This is a genomic window from Mycobacterium sp. IS-1742, assembly GCF_001500125.1.
In the GTDB taxonomy this organism is placed as follows: Bacteria; Actinomycetota; Actinomycetes; order Mycobacteriales; family Mycobacteriaceae; genus Mycobacterium.
Genome location: NZ_LQIV01000001.1, coordinates 1 through 23,270, shown reverse-complemented (window position 1 = coordinate 23,270; position 23,270 = coordinate 1). Strand labels below are relative to the sequence as shown.

At 68.9% G+C, this 23,270-nt stretch carries 26 protein-coding genes and 4 tRNA genes; 18 read left to right on the top strand and 12 right to left on the bottom strand.

What is annotated here, in order from left to right:
• Positions 1–105: 105 nt before the first annotated feature.
• The 3 genes from dusB to AU196_RS00135 all read right to left on the bottom strand — a co-directional run bounded on the left by dusB (position 106) and on the right by AU196_RS00135 (position 3,054).
• A complete protein-coding gene (gene dusB, locus AU196_RS00145) occupies positions 106–1,269 on the bottom strand; it encodes a tRNA dihydrouridine synthase DusB (RefSeq protein WP_286140972.1) in 1,164 nt (387 codons plus the stop codon).
• Entirely contained in the window at positions 1,257–2,252 is a 996-nt protein-coding gene (locus AU196_RS00140; RefSeq protein WP_059093067.1) for an acyl-ACP desaturase, read from the bottom strand. Before AU196_RS00140 ends, dusB begins: the two co-directional genes overlap by 13 nt.
• 217 nt (positions 2,253–2,469) lie before the next feature.
• On the bottom strand, positions 2,470–3,054 hold the full coding sequence (locus tag AU196_RS00135; RefSeq protein WP_059093066.1) for a TetR/AcrR family transcriptional regulator: 585 nt from the start codon (positions 3,052–3,054) through the stop codon (positions 2,470–2,472).
• 71 nt (positions 3,055–3,125) lie between these two features.
• Between AU196_RS00135 and AU196_RS00130 the strand changes: the two genes are divergently transcribed.
• Positions 3,126–4,130: an oxygenase MpaB family protein gene (locus AU196_RS00130; RefSeq protein ID WP_157545891.1), complete on the top strand. Its 1,005-nt coding sequence runs from the start codon at positions 3,126–3,128 to the stop codon at positions 4,128–4,130.
• Positions 4,131–4,146: 16 nt separating this feature from the next.
• Here AU196_RS00130 and AU196_RS00125 read toward each other — a convergent pair whose 3' ends face one another.
• The gene (locus AU196_RS00125) at positions 4,147–4,641 is read right to left on the bottom strand and encodes a DUF2834 domain-containing protein (RefSeq protein ID WP_059093064.1); all 495 of its coding nucleotides are present in this window, start codon (positions 4,639–4,641) and stop codon (positions 4,147–4,149) included.
• Positions 4,642–4,710: 69 nt separating this feature from the next.
• Here AU196_RS00125 and AU196_RS00120 point away from each other — a divergent pair, with 69 nt between their 5' ends.
• Together AU196_RS00120 and AU196_RS00115 are read left to right on the top strand one after the other, a co-directional pair.
• Positions 4,711–5,313 carry a TetR/AcrR family transcriptional regulator gene (locus AU196_RS00120; RefSeq protein WP_059093063.1) on the top strand — a complete coding sequence of 201 codons (603 nt, stop codon included), beginning with the start codon at positions 4,711–4,713 and terminating at the stop codon, positions 5,311–5,313.
• A 53-nt stretch (positions 5,314–5,366) separates the two neighbouring features.
• Positions 5,367–6,932: a phytoene desaturase family protein gene (locus AU196_RS00115; RefSeq protein ID WP_059093062.1), complete on the top strand. Its 1,566-nt coding sequence runs from the start codon at positions 5,367–5,369 to the stop codon at positions 6,930–6,932.
• A gap of 9 nt (positions 6,933–6,941) precedes the next feature.
• Here AU196_RS00115 and AU196_RS00110 read toward each other — a convergent pair.
• Positions 6,942–7,017: transfer RNA gene (locus tag AU196_RS00110), tRNA-Lys, on the bottom strand.
• Positions 7,018–7,137: 120 nt separating this feature from the next.
• Here AU196_RS00110 and AU196_RS00105 point away from each other — a divergent pair.
• The 4 genes from AU196_RS00105 to AU196_RS00090 all read left to right on the top strand — a co-directional run bounded on the left by AU196_RS00105 (position 7,138) and on the right by AU196_RS00090 (position 8,105).
• Positions 7,138–7,210, top strand: a tRNA-Glu gene (locus AU196_RS00105).
• Between the two features lie 33 nt (positions 7,211–7,243).
• Positions 7,244–7,320, top strand: a tRNA-Asp gene (locus AU196_RS00100).
• A 42-nt stretch (positions 7,321–7,362) separates the two neighbouring features.
• Positions 7,363–7,439, top strand: a tRNA-Phe gene (locus AU196_RS00095).
• Between the two features lie 54 nt (positions 7,440–7,493).
• A complete protein-coding gene (locus AU196_RS00090) occupies positions 7,494–8,105 on the top strand; it encodes a TetR/AcrR family transcriptional regulator (RefSeq protein ID WP_059093061.1) in 612 nt (203 codons plus the stop codon).
• Between the two features lie 9 nt (positions 8,106–8,114).
• Here AU196_RS00090 and AU196_RS00085 read toward each other — a convergent pair whose 3' ends face one another.
• On the bottom strand, positions 8,115–9,479 hold the full coding sequence (locus AU196_RS00085; protein ID WP_059093060.1) for a WS/DGAT/MGAT family O-acyltransferase: 1,365 nt from the start codon (positions 9,477–9,479) through the stop codon (positions 8,115–8,117).
• Positions 9,480–9,571: 92 nt separating this feature from the next.
• Between AU196_RS00085 and AU196_RS00080 the strand changes: the two genes are divergently transcribed.
• Positions 9,572–10,558 carry an NAD-dependent epimerase/dehydratase family protein gene (locus tag AU196_RS00080; RefSeq protein WP_059093059.1) on the top strand — a complete coding sequence of 329 codons (987 nt, stop codon included), beginning with the start codon at positions 9,572–9,574 and terminating at the stop codon, positions 10,556–10,558.
• On the opposite strand, the gene AU196_RS25745 is transcribed toward AU196_RS00080, so the two are convergent.
• Together AU196_RS25745 and AU196_RS00075 are read right to left on the bottom strand one after the other, a co-directional pair.
• Complete coding sequence (locus AU196_RS25745; RefSeq protein WP_172800665.1) at positions 10,555–10,710, bottom strand: hypothetical protein; 156 nt, start codon at positions 10,708–10,710, stop codon at positions 10,555–10,557. The genes AU196_RS00080 and AU196_RS25745 overlap by 4 nt on opposite strands.
• 40 nt (positions 10,711–10,750) lie before the next feature.
• Positions 10,751–11,098, bottom strand: coding sequence for a UBP-type zinc finger domain-containing protein (locus AU196_RS00075; protein WP_059093058.1), 348 nt, complete (start codon positions 11,096–11,098; stop codon positions 10,751–10,753).
• Between the two features lie 36 nt (positions 11,099–11,134).
• Between AU196_RS00075 and AU196_RS00070 the strand changes: the two genes are divergently transcribed.
• Genes AU196_RS00070 through AU196_RS00055 form a run of 4 tightly spaced genes read left to right on the top strand, consistent with a single transcriptional unit; the run spans position 11,135 to position 13,015 of the window.
• Positions 11,135–11,581 (top strand): SRPBCC family protein, encoded by a 447-nt coding sequence (locus tag AU196_RS00070; RefSeq protein ID WP_059093057.1) that lies wholly within the window; start codon positions 11,135–11,137, stop codon positions 11,579–11,581.
• Positions 11,582–11,616: 35 nt separating this feature from the next.
• Positions 11,617–12,063: an SRPBCC family protein gene (locus tag AU196_RS00065; protein WP_059093056.1), complete on the top strand. Its 447-nt coding sequence runs from the start codon at positions 11,617–11,619 to the stop codon at positions 12,061–12,063.
• Positions 12,064–12,068: 5 nt separating this feature from the next.
• Positions 12,069–12,509, top strand: a complete 441-nt coding sequence (locus AU196_RS00060; protein WP_059093055.1) for an SRPBCC family protein — start codon at positions 12,069–12,071, stop codon at positions 12,507–12,509.
• 59 nt (positions 12,510–12,568) lie between these two features.
• On the top strand, positions 12,569–13,015 hold the full coding sequence (locus AU196_RS00055; RefSeq protein ID WP_059093054.1) for an SRPBCC family protein: 447 nt from the start codon (positions 12,569–12,571) through the stop codon (positions 13,013–13,015).
• On the opposite strand, the gene AU196_RS00050 is transcribed toward AU196_RS00055, so the two are convergent.
• Positions 13,016–14,188: a pyridoxal phosphate-dependent aminotransferase gene (locus AU196_RS00050; protein ID WP_059093053.1), complete on the bottom strand. Its 1,173-nt coding sequence runs from the start codon at positions 14,186–14,188 to the stop codon at positions 13,016–13,018.
• 54 nt (positions 14,189–14,242) lie between these two features.
• Here AU196_RS00050 and AU196_RS00045 point away from each other — a divergent pair, with 54 nt between their 5' ends.
• From AU196_RS00045 to AU196_RS00030, 4 genes are all read left to right on the top strand, one after another.
• The gene (locus AU196_RS00045) at positions 14,243–15,349 is read left to right on the top strand and encodes an alkene reductase (protein WP_059093383.1); all 1,107 of its coding nucleotides are present in this window, start codon (positions 14,243–14,245) and stop codon (positions 15,347–15,349) included.
• 126 nt (positions 15,350–15,475) lie between these two features.
• Entirely contained in the window at positions 15,476–16,687 is a 1,212-nt protein-coding gene (locus AU196_RS00040) for an acetyl-CoA C-acetyltransferase (protein WP_059093052.1), read from the top strand.
• A 5-nt stretch (positions 16,688–16,692) separates the two neighbouring features.
• Positions 16,693–18,837, top strand: a complete 2,145-nt coding sequence (locus AU196_RS00035; protein WP_059093051.1) for a 3-hydroxyacyl-CoA dehydrogenase NAD-binding domain-containing protein — start codon at positions 16,693–16,695, stop codon at positions 18,835–18,837.
• Between the two features lie 64 nt (positions 18,838–18,901).
• Positions 18,902–20,368, top strand: a complete 1,467-nt coding sequence (locus AU196_RS00030) for a class I adenylate-forming enzyme family protein (protein ID WP_231737233.1) — start codon at positions 18,902–18,904, stop codon at positions 20,366–20,368.
• Here the strand turns inward: AU196_RS00030 and AU196_RS00025 are convergent.
• Both AU196_RS00025 and AU196_RS00020 read right to left on the bottom strand, forming a co-directional pair.
• Entirely contained in the window at positions 20,341–20,940 is a 600-nt protein-coding gene (locus AU196_RS00025; protein WP_059093049.1) for a class I SAM-dependent methyltransferase, read from the bottom strand. The two genes, AU196_RS00030 and AU196_RS00025, sit on opposite strands and share 28 nt — an antisense overlap.
• Positions 20,940–21,365 (bottom strand): pyridoxamine 5'-phosphate oxidase family protein, encoded by a 426-nt coding sequence (locus tag AU196_RS00020; protein ID WP_059093048.1) that lies wholly within the window; start codon positions 21,363–21,365, stop codon positions 20,940–20,942. The genes AU196_RS00025 and AU196_RS00020 overlap by 1 nt, the downstream gene beginning before the upstream one ends.
• An 80-nt stretch (positions 21,366–21,445) precedes the next feature.
• On the opposite strand from AU196_RS00020, the gene AU196_RS00015 reads away from it, so the two are divergent.
• Positions 21,446–22,435, top strand: a complete 990-nt coding sequence (locus AU196_RS00015) for an LLM class F420-dependent oxidoreductase (protein ID WP_059093047.1) — start codon at positions 21,446–21,448, stop codon at positions 22,433–22,435.
• Positions 22,436–22,467: 32 nt separating this feature from the next.
• Complete coding sequence (locus tag AU196_RS00010) at positions 22,468–22,812, top strand: cupin domain-containing protein (protein ID WP_059093046.1); 345 nt, start codon at positions 22,468–22,470, stop codon at positions 22,810–22,812.
• Positions 22,813–22,818: 6 nt separating this feature from the next.
• Here AU196_RS00010 and AU196_RS00005 read toward each other — a convergent pair.
• A partial coding sequence (locus tag AU196_RS00005; RefSeq protein WP_059093045.1) for a hypothetical protein occupies positions 22,819–23,270 on the bottom strand: 452 nt, incomplete at its 5' end.

Genomic DNA, 23,270 nt, shown 5'->3' with positions numbered 1-23,270 from the left:
CTCCGCCACCGGAGCCGGGCTGCAGCGAGAACCACATCGTAACGAGCGTTCCTGTGAGGCATCCAGCCGGCGAACGTCTCGAGAACGTCTCGGTATCGCTACTGGTCAGCCTCCGGAGTGCATGACGTCCGCACCCGCGGGCACCGTGCAGTCGTCCGGGTCGGCCAGCCAACCCTCCGGCAGGGACACCGACGCGGCCGAGCCTTGACGACCGCGCGGGCCCGTCGCGGCGGGCGGGAAGGGCACGTCGGGATCGAGACGGTCGAGCAGCTCGGACAGCTCGGCGCGCGTCTTGACCAACGCGAGCGCCCGGCGCAGATCCGATCCGGCGGGGAATCCGTGCAAGTACCACGCGACGTGCTTGCGGATGTCGCGCATCGCCTTGTCCTCGCCGAAGTGGTCGGTGAGCAGTTCGCCGTGCCTGCGGATGATGTCGGCGACCTCGCCGAGAGCGGGCGGCACGGGCAGCGGGCGGCCGGTGAACCTGGCGGACAGTTCGGCGAACAGCCAGGGGCGGCCCAGGCAGCCGCGCCCGATCACCACCCCGTCGCAGCCGGTCGCGGCCATCATCGCCAGCGCATCGTCGGCGTCGAAGATGTCGCCGTTGCCGAGCACCGGGACGGAGCTGACGTGTGCCTTGAGGGCGGCGATCTGGTCCCAGTCGGCGGTGCCCGAGTAGCGCTGCGCCGCGGTGCGGGCGTGCAGCGCGACGGCGGCCGCCCCTTCCTCGGCGGCGATGCGCCCGGCGTCGAGGTGGGTGTGGTGGGCGTCGTCGATGCCGATCCGGAACTTCACCGTGACGGGGATGTCGGTGCCCTCGGTGGCGCGGACCGCCGCGGCGACGATCTGGCCGAAGAGTCTGCGCTTGTAGGGCAGCGCGGCGCCGCCGCCACGCTTGGTCACCTTGGGCACCGGGCAGCCGAAGTTCATGTCGATGTGGTCGGCCATCCCGTCGTCGACGATCATCTTCGCCGCGGCGTAGGTGGTGGCCGGGTCGACGGTGTAGAGCTGCAGCGATCGCGGCGACTCGTCAGGGGCGAACGCGGTCATGTGCATGGTGACCGGGTGGCGTTCGACGAGTGCGCGTGCGGTGACCATCTCGCAGACGTACAGGCCGCTGACGGTGCCCGCCCTGGCCACCTCGAGCTCACGGCACAGCGTGCGGAAGGCGACGTTGGTCACGCCGGCCATCGGGGCCAGCACCACCGGGCTGGACAGCTCGATGGAGCCGATCCGCAGCGCAGTGCGCGCGGGACTTACGACGCTGATGACGCGAGCACCTTACCGGCCCTCTTCTCGGCCATCTTGGCTTCGCGCTCGAGGCGCTTCTGCTTGGCGGTCTCGAACTTGTCGCAGGCCTCCTGGAGCTCCTCGACCAGCACGCCGAGGTCGTCGCGCATGCGGGCGGCCTCACCGCTGAAGTCCTCGCGCTCGAAGATGCGCCACTTCTTGAGCACCGGCATCACCACGTCGTCGAGGTGGATCCGCGGATCGTAGACACCGCCGACGGCGATGATCACGGCCTTGCGCCGGAACTCCGGCACGGTGTAGCCGGGCATCTTGAAGTTGCGCAGCACGCGGTGCAGCGAGTGCATGGCCTGGTCCGGTGCGATGTCGAAGCCCGCCTCGGACACGTCGCGGTAGAAGATCATGTGCAGGTTCTCGTCGGCCGACACCCGCTGCAGCAGCTGATCGGCGACCGGGTCCTGACAGGCCTTACCGGTGTTGCGGTGCGAGACGCGGGTGGCGAGCTCCTGGAACGTCACGTAGATGACCGAGTCGAACAGGCTCTCGGCGAACAGCTCGCCCTGCTGGTTCTGGCCGGGGGAGAAGCCGCGGGTCATCTGCTCGACGCGCAGTTCCTCGAGCTGGACGGGATCGACTGCGCGGGTGACGACGAGGTAGTCCCGCAGCGCGATGCCGTGCCGGTTCTCCTCGGCCGTCCAGCGGTTGACCCACTGCCCCCACGCCCCGTCCATGCTCATGTTCATCGCGATCTCGCGGTGATAGGACGGCAGGTTGTCCTCGGTGAGGAGGTTCTGCACCATCGCGGTCTGGGCGACCTCGGAGAGCTTCGACTGCTCGGGATCCCAGTCCTGACCGCCCAGCGCGTAGTAGTTCTTGCCGTCCGACCACGGGATGAAGTCGTGCGGGTTCCAGTCCTTGCGCATGGTCAGGTGCCGGTTGAGCAGCTTCTCGACGACCGGCTCCAGCTCGTGCAGCAGGTGCAGGTCGGTCAGGTTCTCGTGCATCGGTGCTCGTCCTCCTCGCGGTGCAGAGCTCGTGGGGGAGTTATCTGTACCTGTTGGTTGCACTCAACATATGTGTGTACCCGAGTGACATCAAGTTCCGTTCGGCGAGTGTCACGTGGGTCACGGGGCGTCCGTTCGGCCTGCGGGATCCGCGTGTCCCAGGCGGTGCGGCGTCCGTGCGGAGTACCCGCGATCGGAGCCCGCCACGCTCGCGGGGTCAGTGGCTGGTGACCCGGCTGAGCAGCATGTCGACGCAGTAGTCGATGAACTGTTCGCGGGTGGCGCCCAGTCGGCCGTCCAGATAGGCGGTGAACAACGCGGTCAGCGCGCCGATCAGTCCGGTGGCGGCCATCGCCTGGACGGCGGGGTCGGTGATACGGGTGAGCTTGCGCTGGACCAGTTCGATGAAGTTGGGCATCCACTCCGCGCCGGACTGGGTGAGCACGGGTTCGGATGCGGGCGCGAGCAGGAGCACCCGGCCGCGGGTCGGGTCGTCGACCATCAGCGCGACGAAGCGCTCGACGGCGTCGCGCGGTGTCTCGGCGTTGAGCAGGGCCGACATCGCGCGGGTGCAGACGTCGTCGTAGGCGGCGCGGACGAACTCGTCGCGGTCGACGAAGCTCTCGTAGAAGTAGCGCTCGGTCAGACCGGCTTCCCGGCACACCGCGCGCACGGTCAGCGCGGGCCCGCCCGCACCGCCGAGCAGTTTGACGCCGGCGGCGATCAGTTCGTCGCGGCGCAACGCCTGGCGGTCCTGGAGGGGGACCCCGGACCAGCGCCCGCGTCGTTGACCGGAAGACACATGGCTCCTAAGCTCTCGTGACAACGTACGTAGTCAATTTGTGTCACTGACGCCGACAGGAAAGTGCACCAGTGAGTCAAGATACTTCCGAGGTACCCGTAGCGGCCAGCGATTCCGCCCCTGTGGCCAGTGGATGTCCGGTGACGTCGGGCGGCTACGACGGGCCGCCGCCGCTGGGGCCGGACTCGCTGACGTGGAAGCTGTTCGGCGACTGGCGCGGCCTGCTCCAGGGCCCGTGGGCGGGCTCGATGCAGAACATGCACCCCCAACTCGGCGCCGCCGTGCAGGAGCACTCCATCTTCTTCCTCGAACGGATGCCGCGCCTGCTGCGCTCGCTGTACCCGATCGGCGGGGTGGTGTTCGACGGCGACCGAGCCCCGCAGACCGGGGCCGAGGTGCGCGACTACCACATCGGCATCAAGGGCGTCGACGATCAGGGCCGCCGCTACAGCGCGTTGAATCCCGACGTCTTCTACTGGGCGCACTCCACGTTCTTCATGGGCACGATCCTCACCGCCGAGCGCTTCGGCGACGGCCTCACCGAAGCCGAGAAGCGCCAGCTGTTCGACGAGCACATCACCTGGTACCGGATGTACGGGATGAGCATGCGCCCGGTGCCGAAGACGTGGGAGGAGTTCCAGCAGTACTGGGACCACATGTGCCGCAACGTACTGGAGAACAACTGGGCGGCCCGCGAAGTCCTGGACCTGTCGACGATGCCGAAACACCCGTCGCTGCAGTGGATTCCGAACTGGATGTGGAAGCTGAACCTCAAGGTGCTCGGACCGTTCGCGGTGTGGGTGACCGTCGGCCTGTACGACCCGCCGGTGCGGGAGTTGATGGGCTACAGCTGGTCCCGGCGGGACGAGCGGCTGCACCGACTGTTCGGCCGTGCCGTCAATCTGACGTTCAAACTGCTGCCCGGGCGCAGGCGCTACCATCCGCGCGCCCGCTCGGGGTGGGACCGCGAAGCCGGCCGGCTGCCCGCCGACCACCCGCTGGTGCACACGCCGGCCAGGAACCTGCCGCCGGTCGAGTACCGCGACAGCCCGATGCACTACAGCCCCAGGGTCTGATCGCCTGGACGGCGCGTCACACCGCGGATTCGACTGCGACCCTTGCCTTCTGCTGTCTGCGCTGGCGTTCGACGGCGGCCAGGTAGAACGCCCAGGCCGACGCCGAACTGGCGAACAGGATGAAGCCGATGAAGAGCCAGGCGTGGTTCACGCCGCGCCTGCGGCCGTCGACGATCACCCAGACCGGGAAGATGAGCACGCTCATGATCGTGTAGTCCTGGCTGGCCGAACTGGCCGCCGGGTTGTCGTAGCCGAGCATGATGAATTCCGACCAGCTGCCCGGGCCCCAGATGAAGTTGTGCAGACCGTCCGACGGCGCGTACTGCTCGACGTACTGGTTGTTGAAGTAGTAGCCGAGCGCGATCGAGGCGATGCCGACGACGTAGTAGAAGGCTTCGAGCGCGGAGACCTGTGCGCCGGCAGGCAGGCGTGCGTAGATCTGCGGATTGGTTCGGATGAGGACGCCGACGACGACCAGGCCGAGAATCCCGTGGAGGAGGAGCGAGACCATAACGGGAGTCTCGTGACCGTCCAAAGTTTTGTCAATATTGACATAACTTGGGTGCGGTACCTTGCGTGCATGGTTCGGCCCGCCCAGACCGCCCGCAGCGAGCGCACCCGCGAGGCGCTGCGGCAGGCGGCGCTGGTGAGGTTTCTCGCCCAGGGTGTGGAGGAGACCTCGGCCGAGCAGATCGCGGCGGACGCCGGGGTGTCGCTGCGGACGTTCTACCGCCACTTCGCCTCGAAGCACGATCTGTTGTTCGCCGACTACGACGCGGGCCTGCAGTGGTTCCGCACGGCCCTGGCGAAGCGGTCGGCCGACCAGACGCTCATCGAGGCCGTGCATGCGGCGATCATGGCCTCGCCGTACGACGATGCGGCGCTGCCCAAGATCGCGATGCTGCGCTCCCAGGAGCTCGATCCGGGCCGCGTCTCGCGCCACATCCGCCAGGTCGAGACCGAATTCGCCGATGCGATCGAAGAGCACCTCACCCGCGACGACGCGCCCGAACCCGGCAGCGATGCGCGGATGCGGATCACGGTCACCGCCCGCTGCATCGCGGCCGCGGTGTTCGGCGCGATGGAGGTCTGGATGCTCGGCGGCGACCGGTCGCTGCCCGAATTGGCGCGGCTGACCCGCGAGGCGCTGGACACCGTGGCGGGCGGGGTCGGCCTCGGCTGACCGCAGTTTTGTCAATATTGACAAAACTTGAGGTGACGTGTCAGCCTCGGTCGATGGCGGACTTCGACGCGATCGTCGTCGGCGCGGGGCACAACGGGCTGACCGCGGCGACCCTGCTGCAGCGCGCCGGGCTGCGCACCCTGTGCCTGGACGCCAAGCTCTACGCCGGCGGAATGGCCTCCACCGTCGAGCTTTTCGAGGGTTTCCGGTTCGAGATCGCCGGCTCCGTGCAGATCCCGACATCGGCGACGGTGAGCCGGGAGCTGGGCCTCGACACCCTGCCGACCGTGGACCTCGACGTGATGTCGGTGTCGCTGCGCGGCGTCGGCGACGAGCCCGTCGTCTACTACACCGACCCGATGAGACTGCTGACCCACCTCAACGAGGTACACGGCGCGGACGCGGTGAACGGCATGGCCGGGCTGCTGGCGTGGTGTCAGGCGCCGACGCGCGCGCTGGGCCGGTTCGAGGCCGGCGCGCCACCGAAGTCGATCGACGAGATGTACGCCTGCGCGACGAACGAGTTCGAGCGGTCGACGATCACCGACCTGCTGTTCGCCTCGGTCACCGACGTGCTCGACCGGTACTTGCCCGACCGCGAGAAGCACGGCGCGCTGCGGGGGATGTTGTCGCTGCTGGCGGTCAACACCACCTACCGGGGCCCGCAGACCCCCGGCACCGCCGCCGCGCTGGCGTACGGGTTCGCCGTTCCCGACGAGAACGCGCTGCTGGTCAAGAAACTGCGGGGCGGCATCGGGGCGCTGACCGAGCACCTGCGGGAGCAGTTCGAGTCCACCGGGGGCGAGTTGAGACTGCGCTCGCCGGTGGCCGAGATCCTCGTCGCCGGCGGCCGCGTCGCCGGTGTGCGCCTCGACGACGCGTCGACGATCGCCGCGCCCGTCGTCGTGTCGGCGGTCGCACCGGATCTGACGGTCAACGGGTTGCTCGATCCCACCGCGCTGCCCGCGGAGGTGCGGGAGCGGTTCGCACGCATCGACCACCGCGGGAGCTACCTGCAGATGCACTTCGCGCTGGACGGTGTCCCGGAGTTCGCGGCGCCCTACGAACTGCTCAACGATCCGGCCATGCAGTCCAACATCGGGATCTTCAGCACCCCCGAGGAACTGCAGCAGCAGTGGGAGGACTGCCGGCGGGGCATCGTGCCCGCGGATCCGTCGATCGCCCTGCAGATCCCGTCGGTGAACGATCCGGGGCTCGCGCCCGCAGGCCGGCACGCCGCGTCGGCCTTCTCCCTGTGGTTTCCGATCGCCGGCCCCGGCCAACCGTCGAGCTACGGCGAGATGAAGGCCGAGATGGGGCGTCGCGTGATCGACAAGATCAGCAGACTGGCGCCGGGCTTCGAGGATCTGATCATCCGGCACACGACCTTCACGCCCAAGCACATGGGCACGATGTTCGGCGCTCCGGGCGGCGACTACTGCCACGGCCTCATCCACCCCGACCAGATCGGTCCCAACCGCCCGGGACCGAAAGGATATGTGGATCAGCCCATTCCGATCGACGGACTGTATCTGGGCAGTGCGGGCTGCCACGGCGGGCCGGGGATCACGTTCGTGCCGGGATACAACGCGGCGATGCAGGTGCTCACCGACCGGTGAGGCCGCATGTGGTGCCCCCACCAGGGCTCGAACCTGGGACCTGCGGATTAAAAGTCCGTAGCTCTACCAACTGAGCTATAGGGGCGCGGTGCACCACAATACTGCGTCGGCTGCCGACCCTGGTTTTGGGTTTGAGCTACCGGTGTCCTAAGCTATCGAAGCTCCCAACGGAAACGTTGCGAGTACCCCGGAGAGATTCGGCTTGGCCCCCTTCGTCTAGCGGCCTAGGACGCCGCCCTTTCAAGGCGGTAGCGCGGGTTCGAATCCCGTAGGGGGTACACGTGACCGATCGGTTCGGAGTCACACAGTAAGGCCCTGTGGCGCAGTTGGTTAGCGCGCCGCCCTGTCACGGCGGAGGTCGCGGGTTCGAGTCCCGTCAGGGTCGCCATCACGGCGAGGCATCGAGGTTGGCGACGAGCCGGTGCCTTCCGGCCAGGTAGCTCAGTTGGTACGAGCGTCCGCCTGAAAAGCGGAAGGTCGCCGGTTCGATCCCGGCCCTGGCCACCATGACGGGGTTTCATCCCATGTCTTCTCCGGCGCCGCCGTACGATGCTCGCTGATATGACCGTGACAAGCGAGGCCCCGAGCGCGGTGGAGGACAAGAACAACTTCCGCCAGCGGCTCCTCGACGCGCTCGAGGAGTCGATCGCCGAGGACGGGTACGGCAAGACCACCGTCGCCGACATCGTGCGGCGCGCCCGCACCTCGCGGCGCACGTTCTACGAACACTTCGACAGTCGCGAGGCCTGCTTCCTGGGCCTGCTCGCCGAGGCCTACGCCGGCCAGGTCCAGCAGATCTCCGCGGCCGTCGACCCGAACTCGCCGTGGCAGGCTCAGGTGCGCCAGGCCATCGAGGCGTGGATCTCCTCGGCGGAGTCGCGTTCGGCGCTGATGTTGAGCGCCACCCGCGACCTGCCCGCCCTCGGCGCGGCGGCCCGCGACCTCCAGCGCGAGGTGACCGAGAACTTCATCGACATGGTGCAGGCGCTGGGCGGCACCGACGAATTCCGGTCCGCGGGCATCGGGCCCGTGTCGCGTCCCCGCGTCGTCATGCTGCTCGGCGGTCTGCGCGAACTGACCGCCATCACCGTCGAGGACGGCGGCCGCATGAGCGACATCACCGAGGAAGCGGTCGCCGCCTCGATCGCGCTGCTGCGGCCCGACGCGCCCTGACCCGAGCCGTCACACCCCGACCGCGCGCTCGAGTTCCTTGAGCGAATCCTCCAGGTGACCGAGCAGTCGCTGCAGGTGGGGCACGCTGCCGCGGGCGCCGACCAGCCCGAAGTCGAGGTTGTCGCCGTTGTTGGCCATCGTGATGTTGAGCGCCTGGCCGTCGAGGGCGATCGAGAAGGGATAGTTCCCGTCGAGGCGGGCGCCGCGCCAGTACATCGGCACCTGGTTGCCCGGCACGTTCGAGATCACGATGTTGAACGGCGGGGGAGCGGTCGAGACGAATCCCGGTACCGCGCCCAGCCCGAGGGGCGCGATCATCGACGCGGACAGCGCCAACTGCTGCGTGCGCGGCAACTGGGAGAACACCTGCTTGTTGCGGCGCATCGACAGGCTGATGGTGTCGAGGCGGCGGGCCGGATCATCGTCGTCGGTGGCCAGGTTGCACAGCACGACGCCGGTCATGTTCCCACCCGCGTCGGCCTCGTCCTCGGTGCGCAGGCTCACCGGCACCATCGCGATGAGCGGAGCGTCCGGCAGTGCGTTCTGCTCGATGAGGTAGAACCGCAGGGCGCCGGCGCACATCGCGAGGATGACGTCGTTGACCGTCGCGCCGGTGGCCCGCTTGACCGAGCGGATGCGTTCCAGCGGCCAGGACTGTGCCGCCACCCGGCGCGCCCCGCCGATGGGCACGTTGAACATCGTCTTCGGCGCACCGAACGGCAACTGCAGCTGTTGTTCGAGCAACGCCGCGCGCGCCAGCCCGAGTGTCGAGGGAGCAAGGGCGGCAACCAAACCCACGCGGTCGGTGACGCTGCGCAGCAGTGACTTCGACTCCGGTTCACGGGTGCGCCGCCTCGGCGGCAGGTTCCACGGCACCCGCACCTCGGTGTCGTCGGGATCGGTCGACAGCGTGCGCTGGGTCAGCTTGAGCGCCGACACCCCGTCGATGAGTGCGTGGTGGAACTTGACGTACACCGCGAAGCGTCCGTCGCTGAGCCCTTCGACCAGGTGCGCCTCCCACAGCGGACGGTGCCGGTCGAGCAGCCCACCGTGCAGCCGCGACGTCAACTCCAGCAGTTCACGCACCCGCCCCGGCGTGGGCAGCGCCGACCGGCGCAGGTGGTAATCGAGATCGACCTCGTCGTCGACGGCCCAGGCGAGGTTGGCGACGCCGCCGAGCACCGTGCCCGGATGCTTGCGGAACGTCTCCTGGAAGTCGGTCTGCTCCACCATCGCCTGGTGGATCTCACGCAGGAACTCCGCCCCCGAGGCGCCGTCCGGGGGTTCGAACAACTGCAGCCCGCCGACATGCATCGGATGCTCCCTCGACTCGACGAGCAAGAACATCGAATCGGTCGGCGAGATCAGCTTCATCGCGGTCCCTTCGGGGTTGTGGATCTCCTTTGTATGCCCACTCTTCGGTCCCGGCAACGTTTTGCCGGTCGCAGACCGGGAACTTCCCGCCCATGTCACTGCGCGTCGCCGTCACCGGACCCACCGGGGACATCGGGATCTCGGCAATCGAGGCGCTGGAGGACCATCCCGACGTCGGGCAGATCGTCGGAATGGCCCGGCGTCCGTTCGATCCCGCCGCGCGGGGCTGGACGAAGACGACCTACCGGCAGGGCGACATCCTCGATCGCGAGGCGGTCGACGCACTGGTCGCCGACGCCGACGTCGTGGTGCACCTGGCGTTCATCATCATGGGATCGCGGGACGAGAGCGCGCGGGTCAACCTGGCGGGCACACGCAACGTGTTCGAGGCGACGGTCGCCGCGGAGCGCCCACGCCGACTCGTCTACACCTCGTCGGTCGCCGCCTACGGCTACCACTCCGACAACCCGGTGCCGATCACCGAGGACGTGCCGCCACGCGGTTCGTCCGAGCACTACTACTCCGAGCAGAAGGCCGCGTGCGAAGCGGCGTTGGCCGAGATCACCGGCGGATCCGCACTGGAGGTGTACGTGCTGCGGCCGTGCATCGTGGCCGGGCCGAAGGCGCCCGCCCTGGCCGACGCCATGCCGTGGAACCAACTGCCCGGTCCCGCGCGCCGGGTGACGCAGGCGCTGCCGTTGCTCAAACCGCCGTTCCCGGACCCGGGTACGCCGCTGCAACTGGTGCACCACGACGACGTCGCGGCGGCGATCGCGCTGGCCGTCACCACCAGCTCGGCGCCGCCCGGTGCCTACAACATCGCCGGCGACGGGGTGCTGTCGATGTCCGACGTCGCGCAGGCCCTCGGCGCCCGTCCGGTCCGGGTGCCGAGGGTGGCGGCCGTCGTCACCTCCGAGGTGATGTCGCGGCTGCCGTTCGTGCCGTCGGTGCTGGAGTGGCTGCACGCCGGCCGGACGTCGGTGGTGATGGACACGTCCAAGGCCAGGGATCAACTCGGATGGACGCCGAGATACACCGCCGCCGAGACGCTTTCGTCGCTGGCGAGCACCATCCACTAGTCGCCGGTGTCGGCGGGCCCGCTCGGGGTGGCGCCACCTTCGCTGGACCAGTCGACGCGGTCGTCCGCGCCTTCGGCCGGATCGCTGATGACGTCGTCCTTCGCGTTGTCGGGACCCTTGTCGGACTGCGTGGTCTTCGGATCGTCGCTCACGAGCGGGCGGATACCCTGCCGGTGCCGGGCGGAAACCGGCTCACCTGGCGCGCAGCCGATCGACCCAATCCGGCGGCACGCGGCCGCGTGGACCGGGCGCGGGTTGATCCTCGGGGTGGCTCTGGGGGTCGGCGAGCGCGGGGCCGTCGTAGTACGTACCGGTCTCGTAGTTCCAGAACCAGTCTTCGCCCGGCTCGAAGGACCGGATGATCGGATGCCCCGTCTCCCGCCAATGCGTGGACGCGTGGCGGGACAGGGAGTCGTCGCAGCAGCCGATGTGTCCGCACGCCGCACACCGGCGCAGATGCACCCACCAGCCGCGTGCGGCCTCGCACTCCTCGCAGCCGGTCCCGCTCGGCGGCGCGGACGGGTTGATCGCCTCGGTCATACCCGGCGACCCTACGCCGGGAGTAGGGTCGCCGCTGTGGCCATCCGTGAGTCGCGCGAGGTCGTCATCGAGGCCCCGGTCGACGAGATCCTGCCGATCATGCTGGATCTCGAGGCGCTGCCCGAATGGTCGGCGGCGCATCGCAGTTCGGAGGTACTCGAACGCGACGAGCAGGGCAGGCCGATCCGCAGCCGTGCCACCGTCACCACCGTCGGCATCACCGACGTGCAGGAGATCGCGCTGACCTATCACGACGACGGCTACGGCTGGACGCTCGTGAGCTCCACCTACCAGCGCTCGCAGGAGGCGCGCTACCGGCTGATCCCCGAAGGCGACCGGACCCGTGTGCGTTTCGAGGTGACCGTCGACCCGGTGATGCCGATGCCGGGGTTCATGTTGCGGCGCGCCGCCAAGGGCGTGCTCGACACCGCCACCGTCGGATTGCGGAAGCGGGTGCTCGAGGTGCGCGGGCGCGCCAACTGATCCCGCGGGTCCGGCGCGGTCGCTAAGGTCAGCCCATGGCAGTCAGCGATTCGCGCGAAGTCGTCATCGAAGCAACCCCGGCCCAGATCCTCGACGTCATCGCCGACGTCGAGTCCACCCCCTCCTGGTCGTCGCAGTACCAGAGCGCCGACATCCTCGACACGTATCCCGACGGCAGGCCGCGCCAGGTCAAGATGAAGGTCAAATCCGCAGGCATCACCGACGAGCAGGTGATCGAGTACACCTGGACCGACAGCAAGGTCAGCTGGACGCTGGTCAGCGCCGGCCAGCTGAAGGCGCAGGACGCGTCGTACACCCTGACCCCGGACGGCGATAAGACCAAGGTCCGTTTCGACATCAAGGTCGACCTGTCGGTGCCGCTGCCCGGTTTCGTTCTCAAGCGGGCGATGAAGGGTGCGATGGAGACCGCGACCGACGGTCTGCGCAAACAGGTTTTGAAGGTCGCCAAGGGTGGCAATTAGCCTCCATGGCCATCACCGAATCGCGCGAAGTCGTCATCGAAGCCAGCGCCGACGACATCCTGGAGGTCCTGTTCGACCTCGAGTCCCTGACCGAGTGGTCGTCGGCGCACCAGAAGGTGGAGATCCTCGAACGGGACGACGAGGGGCGGCCCAGACGCTCCCGCCAGGTCGTCAAGATCGTCGGGGTGAGTGACGAGCAGGTGCTCGACTACTCGGTGCACGACGACGGCGTGAGCTGGACCCTGGTCAGCTCGAAACAACAACGTGCACAGGACGGCCGGTACACGCTCACCCCGGACGGCGACGGGACCCGCGTGCGGTTCGACCTGACCGTCGACCCGACCGTGCCGCTGCCGGGATTCCTCGTCAAGAAGGGCGCCAAAGGCCTGATGGAGACGGCCACCGACGGTCTGCGCAAGCGGGTCCTCGAGATCAAAGCCGGCTGAGCATCCCGACTTCGGCTGAACCCGCCGGTAGCGACGCGCCGGTCACTACATTGAGCCTCATGGCCGTTCGCGCGTCACGTGAAGTGGTCTTCGATGCGTCACCGGAGGCCATCCTCGACGTGCTCGCCGACATCGAGGCGCTGCCGACGTGGTCCTCGGTGTACCGGAAGGTCACGGTGCTCGACCGCCACCCCGACGGGAGGCCGCGGCGGGTGGAGGCCACCCTGCGGCTGATGGGCGTCACCGACAACGAAGTCCTCGAGTACCACTGGGGCAAGCACTGGGTGGTGTGGGACGCCGAGGACACGTTTCAGCAGCGCGGGCAGCACGTCGAGTACAACCTGACGCCCGAGGGGGACCGAACCCGCGTGCGGTTCGACGTCATCGTCGACCCGTCGGTGCCGATCCCGCAGTTCCTGGTCAAGCGGGCGAAGAAGATCGTCCTGCACTCGGCGACGGAGGGGCTGCGGGCGCGCGTGATGGAGAAGAAGGCGCACTCTGAGTGATCACTGGCGGCGCAGCACCTGCAACCGCCGGATCGCCTCGTCGAGGGTGTCGTCGCGCTTGCAGAACGCGAAGCGCACCAAGTGATTCCACCGATCGATGTGCGGTGAGTCCGGATCGCAGAACGCCGACATGGGGATCGCCGCGACCCCGGCCCGCTCGGGGAGGTCGGCGCAGAACGCGGTGCTGTCGTCGTAGCCGAGCGGACGCGGGTCCGCGCACAGGAAGTAGGTGCCCGCGCTGTCGTGCACCGCGAACCCCAGCTCGGTCAGCGCCGAGCCGAGCCGGTCGCGTTTGGTCTGGAAGGAGTCGCGCAGCGCGCTCACCCACGCGTCCTCGTGGTCGAGGGCATGGGCCACCGCCGGCTGGAACGGCGCACCCCCGACGTAGGTGAGGTACTGCTTGGCGGCTCGCACGCCGGCGATGAGATCTGCTGTGCCGCAGACCCATCCGACCTTCCATCCGGTGACGTTGAACATCTTGGCCGCACTCGAGATGGTGACCGTGCGTCCGGACATGCCCGGATAGGCCGCCAGGGGCCGGTGTCGGTGGCCGTCGAAGACGAGGTGTTCGTAGACCTCGTCGGTGATGACGAGCAGATCGTGGGCGACGGCGAGTTCTGCGATCGCGGTGAGTTCGGCGTCGGAGGCCACCATGCCGGTGGGGTTGTGCGGGGTGTTCACGATCAGTGCCCGCGTGCGCGGCGTGATCGCGCGGCGCAGACCGTCGACGTCGATCGCGAAGCCGCGGCCGTGTTCGGTCATCGGAACGGCGACCCGGTGACAACCCGCCATCGCGATCACCGGTGAGTACGAATCGTAGAACGGTTCGACGAGCAGCACCTCGGAGCCGGGTTCGACCAGACCGATGACCGCGGCGGCGATCGCCTCGGTGGCACCGTTGGTCACCAGCACCTCGGTGTCGGGGTCGTAGTCGACGCCGAAGGCCCTCTTGCGTTGCGCCGCAATGGCTTCGCGCAGCGGGGCGATGCCGAGCCCGGGTGGGTACTGGTTGACCCCGTCGGCGATGGCCTGCCGGGCCACCTCGAGCATCGACGCCGGACCGTCCTCGTCCGGGAAGCCCTGCCCGAGATTCACCGCGCCGATGCGGGCGGCGAGCGCCGACATCTCGGCGAACACCGTCACCGCGTACGGCCGCAGCCTCGACACCGTCATGGCCCGAGCGTAACGACGGGAATGAAATCGCGGCGCGAGGCGTCTGCACCCGACGTGGCTTTCAGATTCGATGACGACGCAACCCTGCTGACACCGTTGCAGGTGGGTGACACGGTCGCCGGGAACCGGGTGTTCATGGCTCCGCTGACCCGGTCCCGCGCGCAGGCCGACGGCACGCCGTCCCACCTCGCCGCCCGGTACTACGCCCAACGGGCGTCCGCGGGCATCGTCATCACCGAGGCCACGGCCATATCGCGCAACGCCAACGGCGCCTACCTCGACACCCCCGGCATCTACACCGACCGCCAGCAGGACGCGTGGGGGCAGATCGCGTCGGCGGTGCACGCCGAAGGCGGTCGGATCTTCATGCAGCTGTGGCATGTCGGCCGGATGGGACACCCCGACATCAGCGGTGTCCGCCCGGTCGCGCCGTCGGCGGTGGCGGCGGACCTGGTGACCCACACGCCCGGCGGGAAGAAGCCGCTGGTGGTGCCGAGGGCGCTCGAGACCGAGGAGATCCCGTCGCTGATCGCCGATTTCCGGGCCGCCGCGCGACGGGCCGTCGACGCCGGGATGGACGGGGTCGAGATCCACGCCGCCAACGGATACCTGCTGCACCAGTTCGCCTCTGCGGCGGTCAACCGGCGCACCGACGCCTACGGAGGATCGGCCGAGAACCGGGCGCGGCTGATCGCCGAGGTGGTCGAGGCCGTGGCCGACGAGATCGGGGCCGGCCGCGTGGGACTGCGCATCTCGCCCGGCAACGGCGCGGGAGATGTGCGCGAGGACGATCCGATCGCCGTCTACGAGGCGCTGCTGGAGCGGATCGCCCCGCTGGGCATCGCCTACCTGCACGTGTTGATCGATCCGACCCAGACGACCTTCGGGGTCATCCGGGCGCTGTGGCCGGGGGTGTTCGTGCTCAACACCGGCCGGGAGACCGACACCGACTTCTGCCAGCTGGAGAGTTTCGCCGAATGGGGTGCGGTCAGTGCGGTGGCCGTCGGCCGGGCGTGGCTGGCCAATCCGGACCTGATGGAGCGGCTCACCGTCGGCGCGCAGCTCAACGAACCCGACGTCGCCACCTTCTACGCACCCGGGCCGGCCGGCTACATCGACTACCCGACGCTCGCCGAACTCGAGGCCCGCGAATCGGCGTAGGGCTTCTCCCGCGCGAGCAGACAGAGAATCGCGTTCTGACCAGCCGTGGAGGGCGATTCTCTGTCTGCTCGGCAGAACCGGTGACCGGCCAACCAACAGGTTGGTTTGGGCTGTTACGCTGCGCGCATGTCTGAAGAAGCCTTCATCTACGAGGCGATCCGCACGCCTCGCGGCAAGCAACGCAACGGTTCGCTGCACGAGGTCAAGCCGCTCAACCTCGTCACCGGCCTGATCGACGAACTGCGCCGCCGGTTCCCGGACCTGGACGAGAACCTGATCAGCGACGTCGTGCTGGGCGTCGTGTCCCCGATCGGTGATCAGGGCGGCGACATCGCCCGCACCGCCGTGCTCGCCGCGGGCCTGCCCGACACCACCGGTGGCGTCCAGCTCAACCGGTTCTGCGCCTCGGGTCTGGAAGCCGTCAACACCGCCGCGCAGAAGGTCCGCTCGGGCTGGGACGACCTGGTGCTCGCCGGTGGCGTCGAGTCGATGAGCCGGGTGCCGATGGGCTCCGACGGCGGCGCCTGGGCGACCGACCCCGAGACCAACTACCGCATCGGCTTCGTGCCGCAGGGCATCGGCGCCGACCTGATCGCCACCATCGAGGGCTTCTCCCGTGAGGATGTCGACGCCTACGCCGCCCGCTCGCAGGAGCGCGCGGCCGCGGCCTGGTCGGGCGGCTACTTCGCCAAGTCGGTGGTCCCGGTGCGTGATCAGAACGGTCTGGTCATCCTCGACCACGACGAGCACATGCGTCCCGGTTCGACCGTGGAGAGCCTGGGCAGGCTCAAGACCGCGTTCGACGGGATCGGCGCGATGGGCGGCTTCGACGACGTGGCGCTGCAGAAGTACCACTACGTCGAGAAGATCAACCACGTCCACACCGGCGGCAACAGCTCGGGCATCGTCGACGGGGCCGCGCTGGTGCTCGTGGGTTCGGAACGTGCGGGCCAGTCTCAGGGCCTGACCCCGCGCGCCCGCATCGTCGCGACCGCGACCAGCGGCGCCGATCCGGTCATCATGCTCACCGGCCCGACGCCGGCGACGAGGAAGGTGCTCGACCGCGCGGGCCTGACCGTCGACGACATCGACCTGTTCGAGCTGAACGAGGCGTTCGCGTCGGTGGTGCTGAAGTTCCAGAAGGACCTGAACATCCCGGACGAGAAGCTGAACGTCAACGGCGGTGCGATCGCGATGGGCCACCCGCTGGGTGCCACCGGCGCGATGATCACCGGAACCATGGTCGACGAGCTCGAACGCCGCGGCGCCAAGCGTGCCCTGATCACGCTGTGCGTGGGCGGCGGCATGGGCGTGGCCACCATCATCGAAAGGGTTTAACGACCATGGCTGAGAACACCATCACGTGGGAGCAGGACTCCGACGGCATCGTCACCCTCACGCTGGACGACCCGACCGGATCGGCCAACGTGATGAACGACCACTACAAGGAGTCGATGCACAACGCCGTCGAGAGGCTTGTGGCCGAAAAGGATTCGATCACCGGCGTCGTCATCACCAGCGCGAAGAAGACCTTCTTCGCCGGCGGTGACCTCAAGAGCATGATCAACACCGGCCCGGACGACGCGGAAGCGGTGTTCGAGAACGTCGAGTCGATCAAGGCCGACCTGCGCAAGCTCGAGACCCTGGGCAAGCCGGTCGTCGCCGCGATCAACGGCGCCGCGCTGGGCGGCGGCCTGGAGATCGCGCTGGCGTGCCACCACCGCATCGCCGCCGACGTCAAGGGTTCGGTCATCGGCCTGCCCGAGGTCACGCTGGGTCTGCTGCCCGGCGGTGGCGGCGTCACCCGCACCGTGCGCATGTTCGGCATCCAGAAGGCGTTCATGGAGGTGCTGAGCCAGGGCACCCGGTTCAAGCCCGGGAAAGCCAAGGAGACGGGTCTGGTCGACGAACTGGTCGGCAGCATCGACGAACTGGTCCCCGCGGCCAAGGCGTGGATCAAGGCCAACCCCGAAGCCCACACCCAGCCGTGGGATGCCAAGGGCTACAAGATGCCCGGCGGCACGCCGAGCAGCCCCGGCCTGGCGAGCATCCTGCCCTCGTTCCCGGCCCTGTTGAAGAAGCAGCTCAAGGGTGCGCCGATGCCGGCGCCGCGCGCCATCCTCGATGCCGCGGTCGAGGGCGCCCAGGTCGACTTCGACTCGGCGTCGCGTATCGAGAGCCGCTACTTCGTCTCGCTGGTCACCGGTCAGGTCGCCAAGAACATGATCCAGGCGTTCTTCCTGGACCTGCAGACCATCAACGGCGGCGGCTCCCGCCCGGACGGCATCGCCAAGACCGAGATCAAGAAGATCGGCGTGCTGGGCGCGGGCATGATGGGCGCGGGCATCGCCTACGTCTCGGCCAAGGCCGGCTACGAGGTCGTGCTCAAGGACGTGTCGCTGGAGAACGCGCAGAAGGGCAAGGCGTACTCGGAGAAGATCGAGGCCAAGGCACTCGAGCGAGGCAAGACCACCCAGGAGCGCAGCGACGCCCTGCTCGCGCGCATCACCCCGACCGGTGACCCCCAGGACCTCAAGGGTGTCGACTTCGTCATCGAGGCCGTGTTCGAGAACCAGGAACTCAAGCACAAGGTGTTCCAGGAGATCGAGGACATCGTCGAGCCCAACGCGCTGCTCGGCTCGAACACCTCCACGCTGCCGATCACCGGTCTGGCGACCGGTGTGAAGCGCCAGGAGGACTTCATCGGCATCCACTTCTTCTCCCCGGTCGACAAGATGCCGCTGGTCGAGATCATCAAGGGCGAGAAGACCTCCGACGAGGCCCTGGCCCGGGTGTTCGACTACACGCTGGCCATCGGCAAGACGCCGATCGTGGTCAACGACAGCCGCGGCTTCTTCACCAGCCGCGTCATCGGCACCTTCGTCAACGAGGCGCTGGCCATGCTGGGCGAGGGTGTGGAGCCGGCGAGCATCGAGCGGGCCGGCAGCATGGCGGGCTACCCGGCGCCGCCGCTGCAGCTGTCCGACGAGCTCAACCTCGAGCTCATGCAGAAGATCGCGACCGAGACCCGGAAGGCCACCGAGGCCGCGGGCGGCACCCACGACACGCATCCGGCGGAAGCCGTCGTCAACAAGATGATCGAGATCGGCCGTCCGTCGCGGCTCAAGGGCGCCGGCTTCTATGAGTACGTCGACGGCAAGCGCACCGGTCTGTGGCCGGGTCTGCGCGAGACCTTCGAGTCCGGCAAGGCCGACATCCCGCTGCAGGACATGATCGACCGGATGCTGTTCGCCGAGGCGATCGAGACGCAGAAGTGCCTCGACGAGGGTGTGCTCACCTCGACCGCCGACGCCAACATCGGCTCGATCATGGGCATCGGCTACCCGCCCTACACCGGCGGCAGCGCGCAGTACATCGTCGGATACGAGGGTGCACACGGCCGCGGCAAGGAGGCCTTCGTGGCCCGCGCCCGCGAGCTGGCCGAGCGCTACGGTGACCGGTTCACCCCGCCGTCCTCGCTGACGTAGTTCGAGCGACTGCAAGGCCCCCGAAACAACGGCGTTTCGGGGGCCTTTGCGGTTGACTGGCCCGGTGGGCTTCATCGAGACCTTCGCAGCAGGTTTCACGAGCTACGGCGACAGTCCCTGCATCGAATTCGAAGGGCGCTGGCACACCGGCGACGAGGTGACGGGGTACGCCGCCGCCGTCGACACCGCCCTGGCCGACGCCGGCGTGGGCCCGCACGCGCCGATCGGTCTGGTGGTGCGCAACAGGCTGCCCCACGCCGCCACGATCGCCGGGTCTCTCGCCGGTGGGCGCTGGGTGTCGATGATCTACTCGTTCCAGTCGCCCGAGGCGATCGCCCGCGACATCGAACAGCTGCGACCGGCCGCCGTCGTCGCCGACGAGCAGGACTGGACCGAGCCGGTGGTCGCCGCCGCGACACGCTGCGGTCTTGCCGGGGTGGCGATTTCGGCGCAGGCGCCGCGCGTCGTGACGGTGCGCCGGGGAGCGCCGGTGCCGGCCTCTCCGTCCGCGGGCTTGTCGATCCTCACCTCCGGCACGACCGGTCCGCCGAAGCGGCAGGCCATCGGGGAGGCGGTGCTGGAGCGCACGGTGTTCAGCGTGACCGGCGGCCTGTTCGCCGAACCGACCGATCCGCCGGAACTGTCGTACTGGCCGTTCGGCGGGATCGGGGTCTGCCAGTTGATCGCCGGCTTCGCCACCGGTAAGCGGATCGTGCTGCTGGAGCGCTTCAGCGTCGACGACTGGGTCCGCGCGATCCGCACCCACCGCATCCCGCGGGCCGGGGTCCAACCCGCGGTCGTGCGAATGCTTCTCGACGCCGACGTGCCGCCCGGCGATCTCGCCTCGCTGCAGTTCCTGATCAGCGCATCCGGCCCGCTCGACCCGGCGACCCGTGACGAGTTCGAGCACCGCTTCGGCATCCCCATCCGGTTGGCCTACGGCGCAACGGAATTCGCCGGGTCGGTGTGCGCGTGGACGCCGGAGATGGTCGAGCAGTACGGCGAGGCCAAGCGGGACAGCGTGGGGCGTGCGCTGCCGGACACCCGGGTCCGCATCGTCGACCCGGACTCCGGCGACGAGGTGCCCACCGGCACGCAGGGGGTGCTCGAGGCGCGAATCGAGGTCCTCTCACCGGACTGGATCCGCACCACCGACATCGCTTCGATCGACGACGACGGCTTTGTCACCCTGCACGGACGCGCCGACGGCGCGATCATCCGGGGCGGGTTCAAGATCTTGCCCGAGACGGTCCGGCAGGTGCTGCTCGACCATCCGGGGGTGCGTGACGCGTGCGTGGTCGGCGTAGCCGACGACCGGTTGGGTCAGGTGCCCTTCGCCGCGGTGGAACCCGCCCGCGGACAACCGGTTCCCGGTTCCGAGCGGCTGCGGGAGTGGGTGCGTGCCGCGCTGCCCGTCCACCACGTTCCCGTCGCCGTCGTCGTCGTCGACGAACTGCCGCGCACCCCGTCGCTCAAGGTGCGGCTCCCCGACGTCGCGGCGCTCTACGAGTCCGCGCGGGTGAACACGTAGTAGCGCGCCGCGCCCGTACCGCCGCGGTCCATCTCCGATTCGACGCCCGAGGACAGCAGCGTCCAGTCGGCGGCGAAGCGCCGCTCGATCTCGGCCGGCTCGATACCCGGCACGCCGAAGGATCCGCCCGGGACGAACGCCACGATGACCAGGTGTGCACCGGGTGCGGCGACCGCGGTGACCTCGCGGACGTAGGCGTCGCGGTCGTCCCCGCTCATACCGTGCAGGCACCCGTTGTCGACGATGAGCGTGAAACCGCTGCCCACCCCTTCGGTGCTCAGCCGCGTGGCGTCCGCCCGCACGAAGCCGGCCGTCACCCCCTTGGCGGCGGCCTTGGCGCGGGCCTTGGCCACCGCCTTGTCGACGTAGTCGGCGCCGGTCACCGTCCAGCCGTGTTCGGCCAGGTAGATCGATGTGTCGCCGGTGCCGCAACCGATGTCGAGCGCGGTGCCCGGCGGAAGGGCGCGATCCCCCTCGACGAGACCGCGCAGGCTCGCGGCCAGCGGGTGGCCGTCCCACGGCGTGATGCCGAGGCGGTAGAAGGCCGTGAACAGGCGGTGCCGCGAGGACATCAGAAGGAGCCGAGGTCCGACGACAACCAGTGTTGCGGGCGGAGGTGGATCACCACGCTCTCCCCGTGCTCGCGGCGGGCCATCTCCAGGTAGGGCTCGACCGCCTCCGGCGGGAGATAGCGTTCGGTCACCTCGACGAGGTGCTCGTCGGTGCCGGGTTCGATGCGGCTGACCGGACCGTCGACCGCGACGTAGCGCACGGACGGCTCGACGCGTTCGACCATCAGCGAGAAATGGCCGGCCGCCTCGATCAATCGGTGTTTTCGGGAGCCGGCCCCGGTGAGCACCCACGGCTGGCCGCCGGGGGAGTACTGGTACCAGACCGGGACGGTCAGGGGGCCGCGGTCCGGTCCGGCGGACACCGAGAGCGCAGCGACGTGGGGTTCGGCGAGGAACTGTTCGCGGTCGTCTTTCGATAGGGCCATGTCCGCGAGGGTAATGACGACCACGGACAGCGTCCGCAAGTCTGCGGGAATCCGTGTGGCTCGCGGCTACAGTCGAGATCATGCGCTTCGGCTTGTTCATCCCGCAGGGCTGGCGGCTCGATCTGGTCGGCATACCGGTCGACCGGCATTGGCGGGTGATGTCCGACCTGGCCACCTACGCCGACGGCGCCGCGTGGGACTCGCTGTGGGTCTACGACCACTTCCACACCGTGCCGGTGCCCACCGACGAGGCCACCCACGAAGCCTGGTCGCTGATGGCCGCCTACGCGGCGACCACCTCGCGCATCAAACTCGGCCAGATGTGCACGGCGATGAGTTACCGCAATCCCGCTTTCCTGGCGAAGGTCGCCGCGACGGTCGACGTCATCTCCGGCGGCCGGGTGCAGATGGGCATCGGTGGCGGCTGGTACGAACACGAATGGCGCGCTTACGGTTACGGTTTCCCGTCGGCCGGTGCGCGGTTGGGCAGGCTGGACGAGGGTGTGCAGATCATGCGGGACGCCTGGCGCGACGGGCGTGCCACCCTCGACGGTAAGCACTACCAGGTCACCGACGCGATCGTGCAACCGAAACCGCTGCAGGACAACGGTATTCCGTTGTGGATCGCCGGCGGGGGTGAGAAGGTCACGCTGCGCATCGCCGCGAGATACGCGCAGTACACCAACTTCACCTCCGAACCGGAGGGCTTCAAACACAAGTCGGAGGTGCTCGCCGAGCACTGCCGCGAGGTCGGCACCGAGTACGACGCGATCGTGCGCTCGGCGAACTTCAACGCCGTGATCGGCGACTCCGAGGACGACGTCGCCGCGCGGGTCGAGCGAGTGCGGGAGCGGCAGGTCGCGGTGGCCGACAAGAAGGCCGTCGACGCGATGCTGTCGACCGCGACGTCGCCCGAGTCGGCCAGTGGGACACCGGAACAGGTCATCGAGAAGCTCTCCCGAATGCGTGACCTGGGCTGTGAGTACGCCATCATGTACTTCCCCGAAGCGGCCTACGACCGGTCGGGTGTCGACATGTTCGAACAGACGGTGATCCCCGCGCTCGCGTGATTGCCCGGACAGGAAGTGGGAACATCCAGACCATGGAGAAGATCTCTCTCACCGCGTTGGCCCGTGAACACCTCGAACTCGCCCGTTCGCGCAACAGCGGCCGCAGCGCCCACACCGTGTACGGCGGGCACGAGCACACCCTGCGGCAGACGCTGATCGCGTTGACCGGGGGTAACGGGCTCGACGAGCACGAGGCGCCCGAGGAGGCGACTCTTTACGTCGTGACCGGCCGCGTGCGGTTGGGTGACGGCACGTCGCACTGGGAGGGTTCGGCGGGCGATCTGATCGTCATCCCGAAGACCCGCCACGACCTGGCCGCGCTCGAGGACTCCGCGGTGTTGCTGACCGTCGTGAAGCCGGTCGGCCCGTACACCTGAGGCGGCTCAGGGCTGCCCGGCGATGATCTTCGGCGGTGCGGGAGGCGGGCCCGGCGCAGGCGCCGGCGGCGGGTCGAAGTATCCGGGCGGCGGCGGTCCGTCCAGCGGGTAGTACCCCGGGGGCAGCGGCGGGCCGGCGGCTTCGGGTCCCTCGGCGGGTGCGAGCGCGGGCGTCGATGACTCCGGCGCCGTGAACGAGGTGTAACCCGGCGGCAGCGGTGGCGGGGGACCCGCCCCCGGCGGTGGTGGGGTGTAGGCCGGCATCTGGTCCGGCATCCCGATTCCGTAGGGGTTCTGGGCCTGGTGCCAGGCGTCGCGGAGGAAGCCGAGCGGGCCGTCGCCCGAGCCGTACTGCTGGTTCTGCACCTGCGGCACCGGCGGCGGGCCGACCGGTGGCGGCGCGGGCGGGGGCACGGGATCCCCGGCGGCCACCACGGCGGGCGGACCCGGAACGGGGG

Excerpts from the sequence above, each read along its gene's own strand:
- AU196_RS00140 (WP_059093067.1), bottom strand. The coding sequence starts at position 2,252 with ATGCACGAGAACCTGACCGACCTGCACCTGCTGCACGAGCTGGAGCCG.
- AU196_RS00125 (WP_059093064.1), bottom strand. The coding sequence starts at position 4,641 with ATGGTCTCGCTCCTCCTCCACGGGATTCTCGGCCTGGTCGTCGTCGGC.
- AU196_RS00120 (WP_059093063.1), top strand. The coding sequence starts at position 4,711 with ATGGTTCGGCCCGCCCAGACCGCCCGCAGCGAGCGCACCCGCGAGGCG.
- AU196_RS00115 (WP_059093062.1), top strand. The coding sequence starts at position 5,367 with ATGGCGGACTTCGACGCGATCGTCGTCGGCGCGGGGCACAACGGGCTG.
- AU196_RS00090 (WP_059093061.1), top strand. The coding sequence starts at position 7,494 with ATGACCGTGACAAGCGAGGCCCCGAGCGCGGTGGAGGACAAGAACAAC.
- AU196_RS00085 (WP_059093060.1), bottom strand. The coding sequence starts at position 9,479 with ATGAAGCTGATCTCGCCGACCGATTCGATGTTCTTGCTCGTCGAGTCG.
- AU196_RS00080 (WP_059093059.1), top strand. The coding sequence starts at position 9,572 with ATGTCACTGCGCGTCGCCGTCACCGGACCCACCGGGGACATCGGGATC.
- AU196_RS00075 (WP_059093058.1), bottom strand. The coding sequence starts at position 11,098 with ATGACCGAGGCGATCAACCCGTCCGCGCCGCCGAGCGGGACCGGCTGC.
- AU196_RS00065 (WP_059093056.1), top strand. The coding sequence starts at position 11,617 with ATGGCAGTCAGCGATTCGCGCGAAGTCGTCATCGAAGCAACCCCGGCC.
- AU196_RS00060 (WP_059093055.1), top strand. The coding sequence starts at position 12,069 with ATGGCCATCACCGAATCGCGCGAAGTCGTCATCGAAGCCAGCGCCGAC.
- AU196_RS00055 (WP_059093054.1), top strand. The coding sequence starts at position 12,569 with ATGGCCGTTCGCGCGTCACGTGAAGTGGTCTTCGATGCGTCACCGGAG.
- AU196_RS00050 (WP_059093053.1), bottom strand. The coding sequence starts at position 14,188 with ATGACGGTGTCGAGGCTGCGGCCGTACGCGGTGACGGTGTTCGCCGAG.
- AU196_RS00040 (WP_059093052.1), top strand. The coding sequence starts at position 15,476 with ATGTCTGAAGAAGCCTTCATCTACGAGGCGATCCGCACGCCTCGCGGC.
- AU196_RS00035 (WP_059093051.1), top strand. The coding sequence starts at position 16,693 with ATGGCTGAGAACACCATCACGTGGGAGCAGGACTCCGACGGCATCGTC.
- AU196_RS00025 (WP_059093049.1), bottom strand. The coding sequence starts at position 20,940 with ATGTCCTCGCGGCACCGCCTGTTCACGGCCTTCTACCGCCTCGGCATC.
- AU196_RS00020 (WP_059093048.1), bottom strand. The coding sequence starts at position 21,365 with ATGGCCCTATCGAAAGACGACCGCGAACAGTTCCTCGCCGAACCCCAC.
- AU196_RS00015 (WP_059093047.1), top strand. The coding sequence starts at position 21,446 with ATGCGCTTCGGCTTGTTCATCCCGCAGGGCTGGCGGCTCGATCTGGTC.
- AU196_RS00010 (WP_059093046.1), top strand. The coding sequence starts at position 22,468 with ATGGAGAAGATCTCTCTCACCGCGTTGGCCCGTGAACACCTCGAACTC.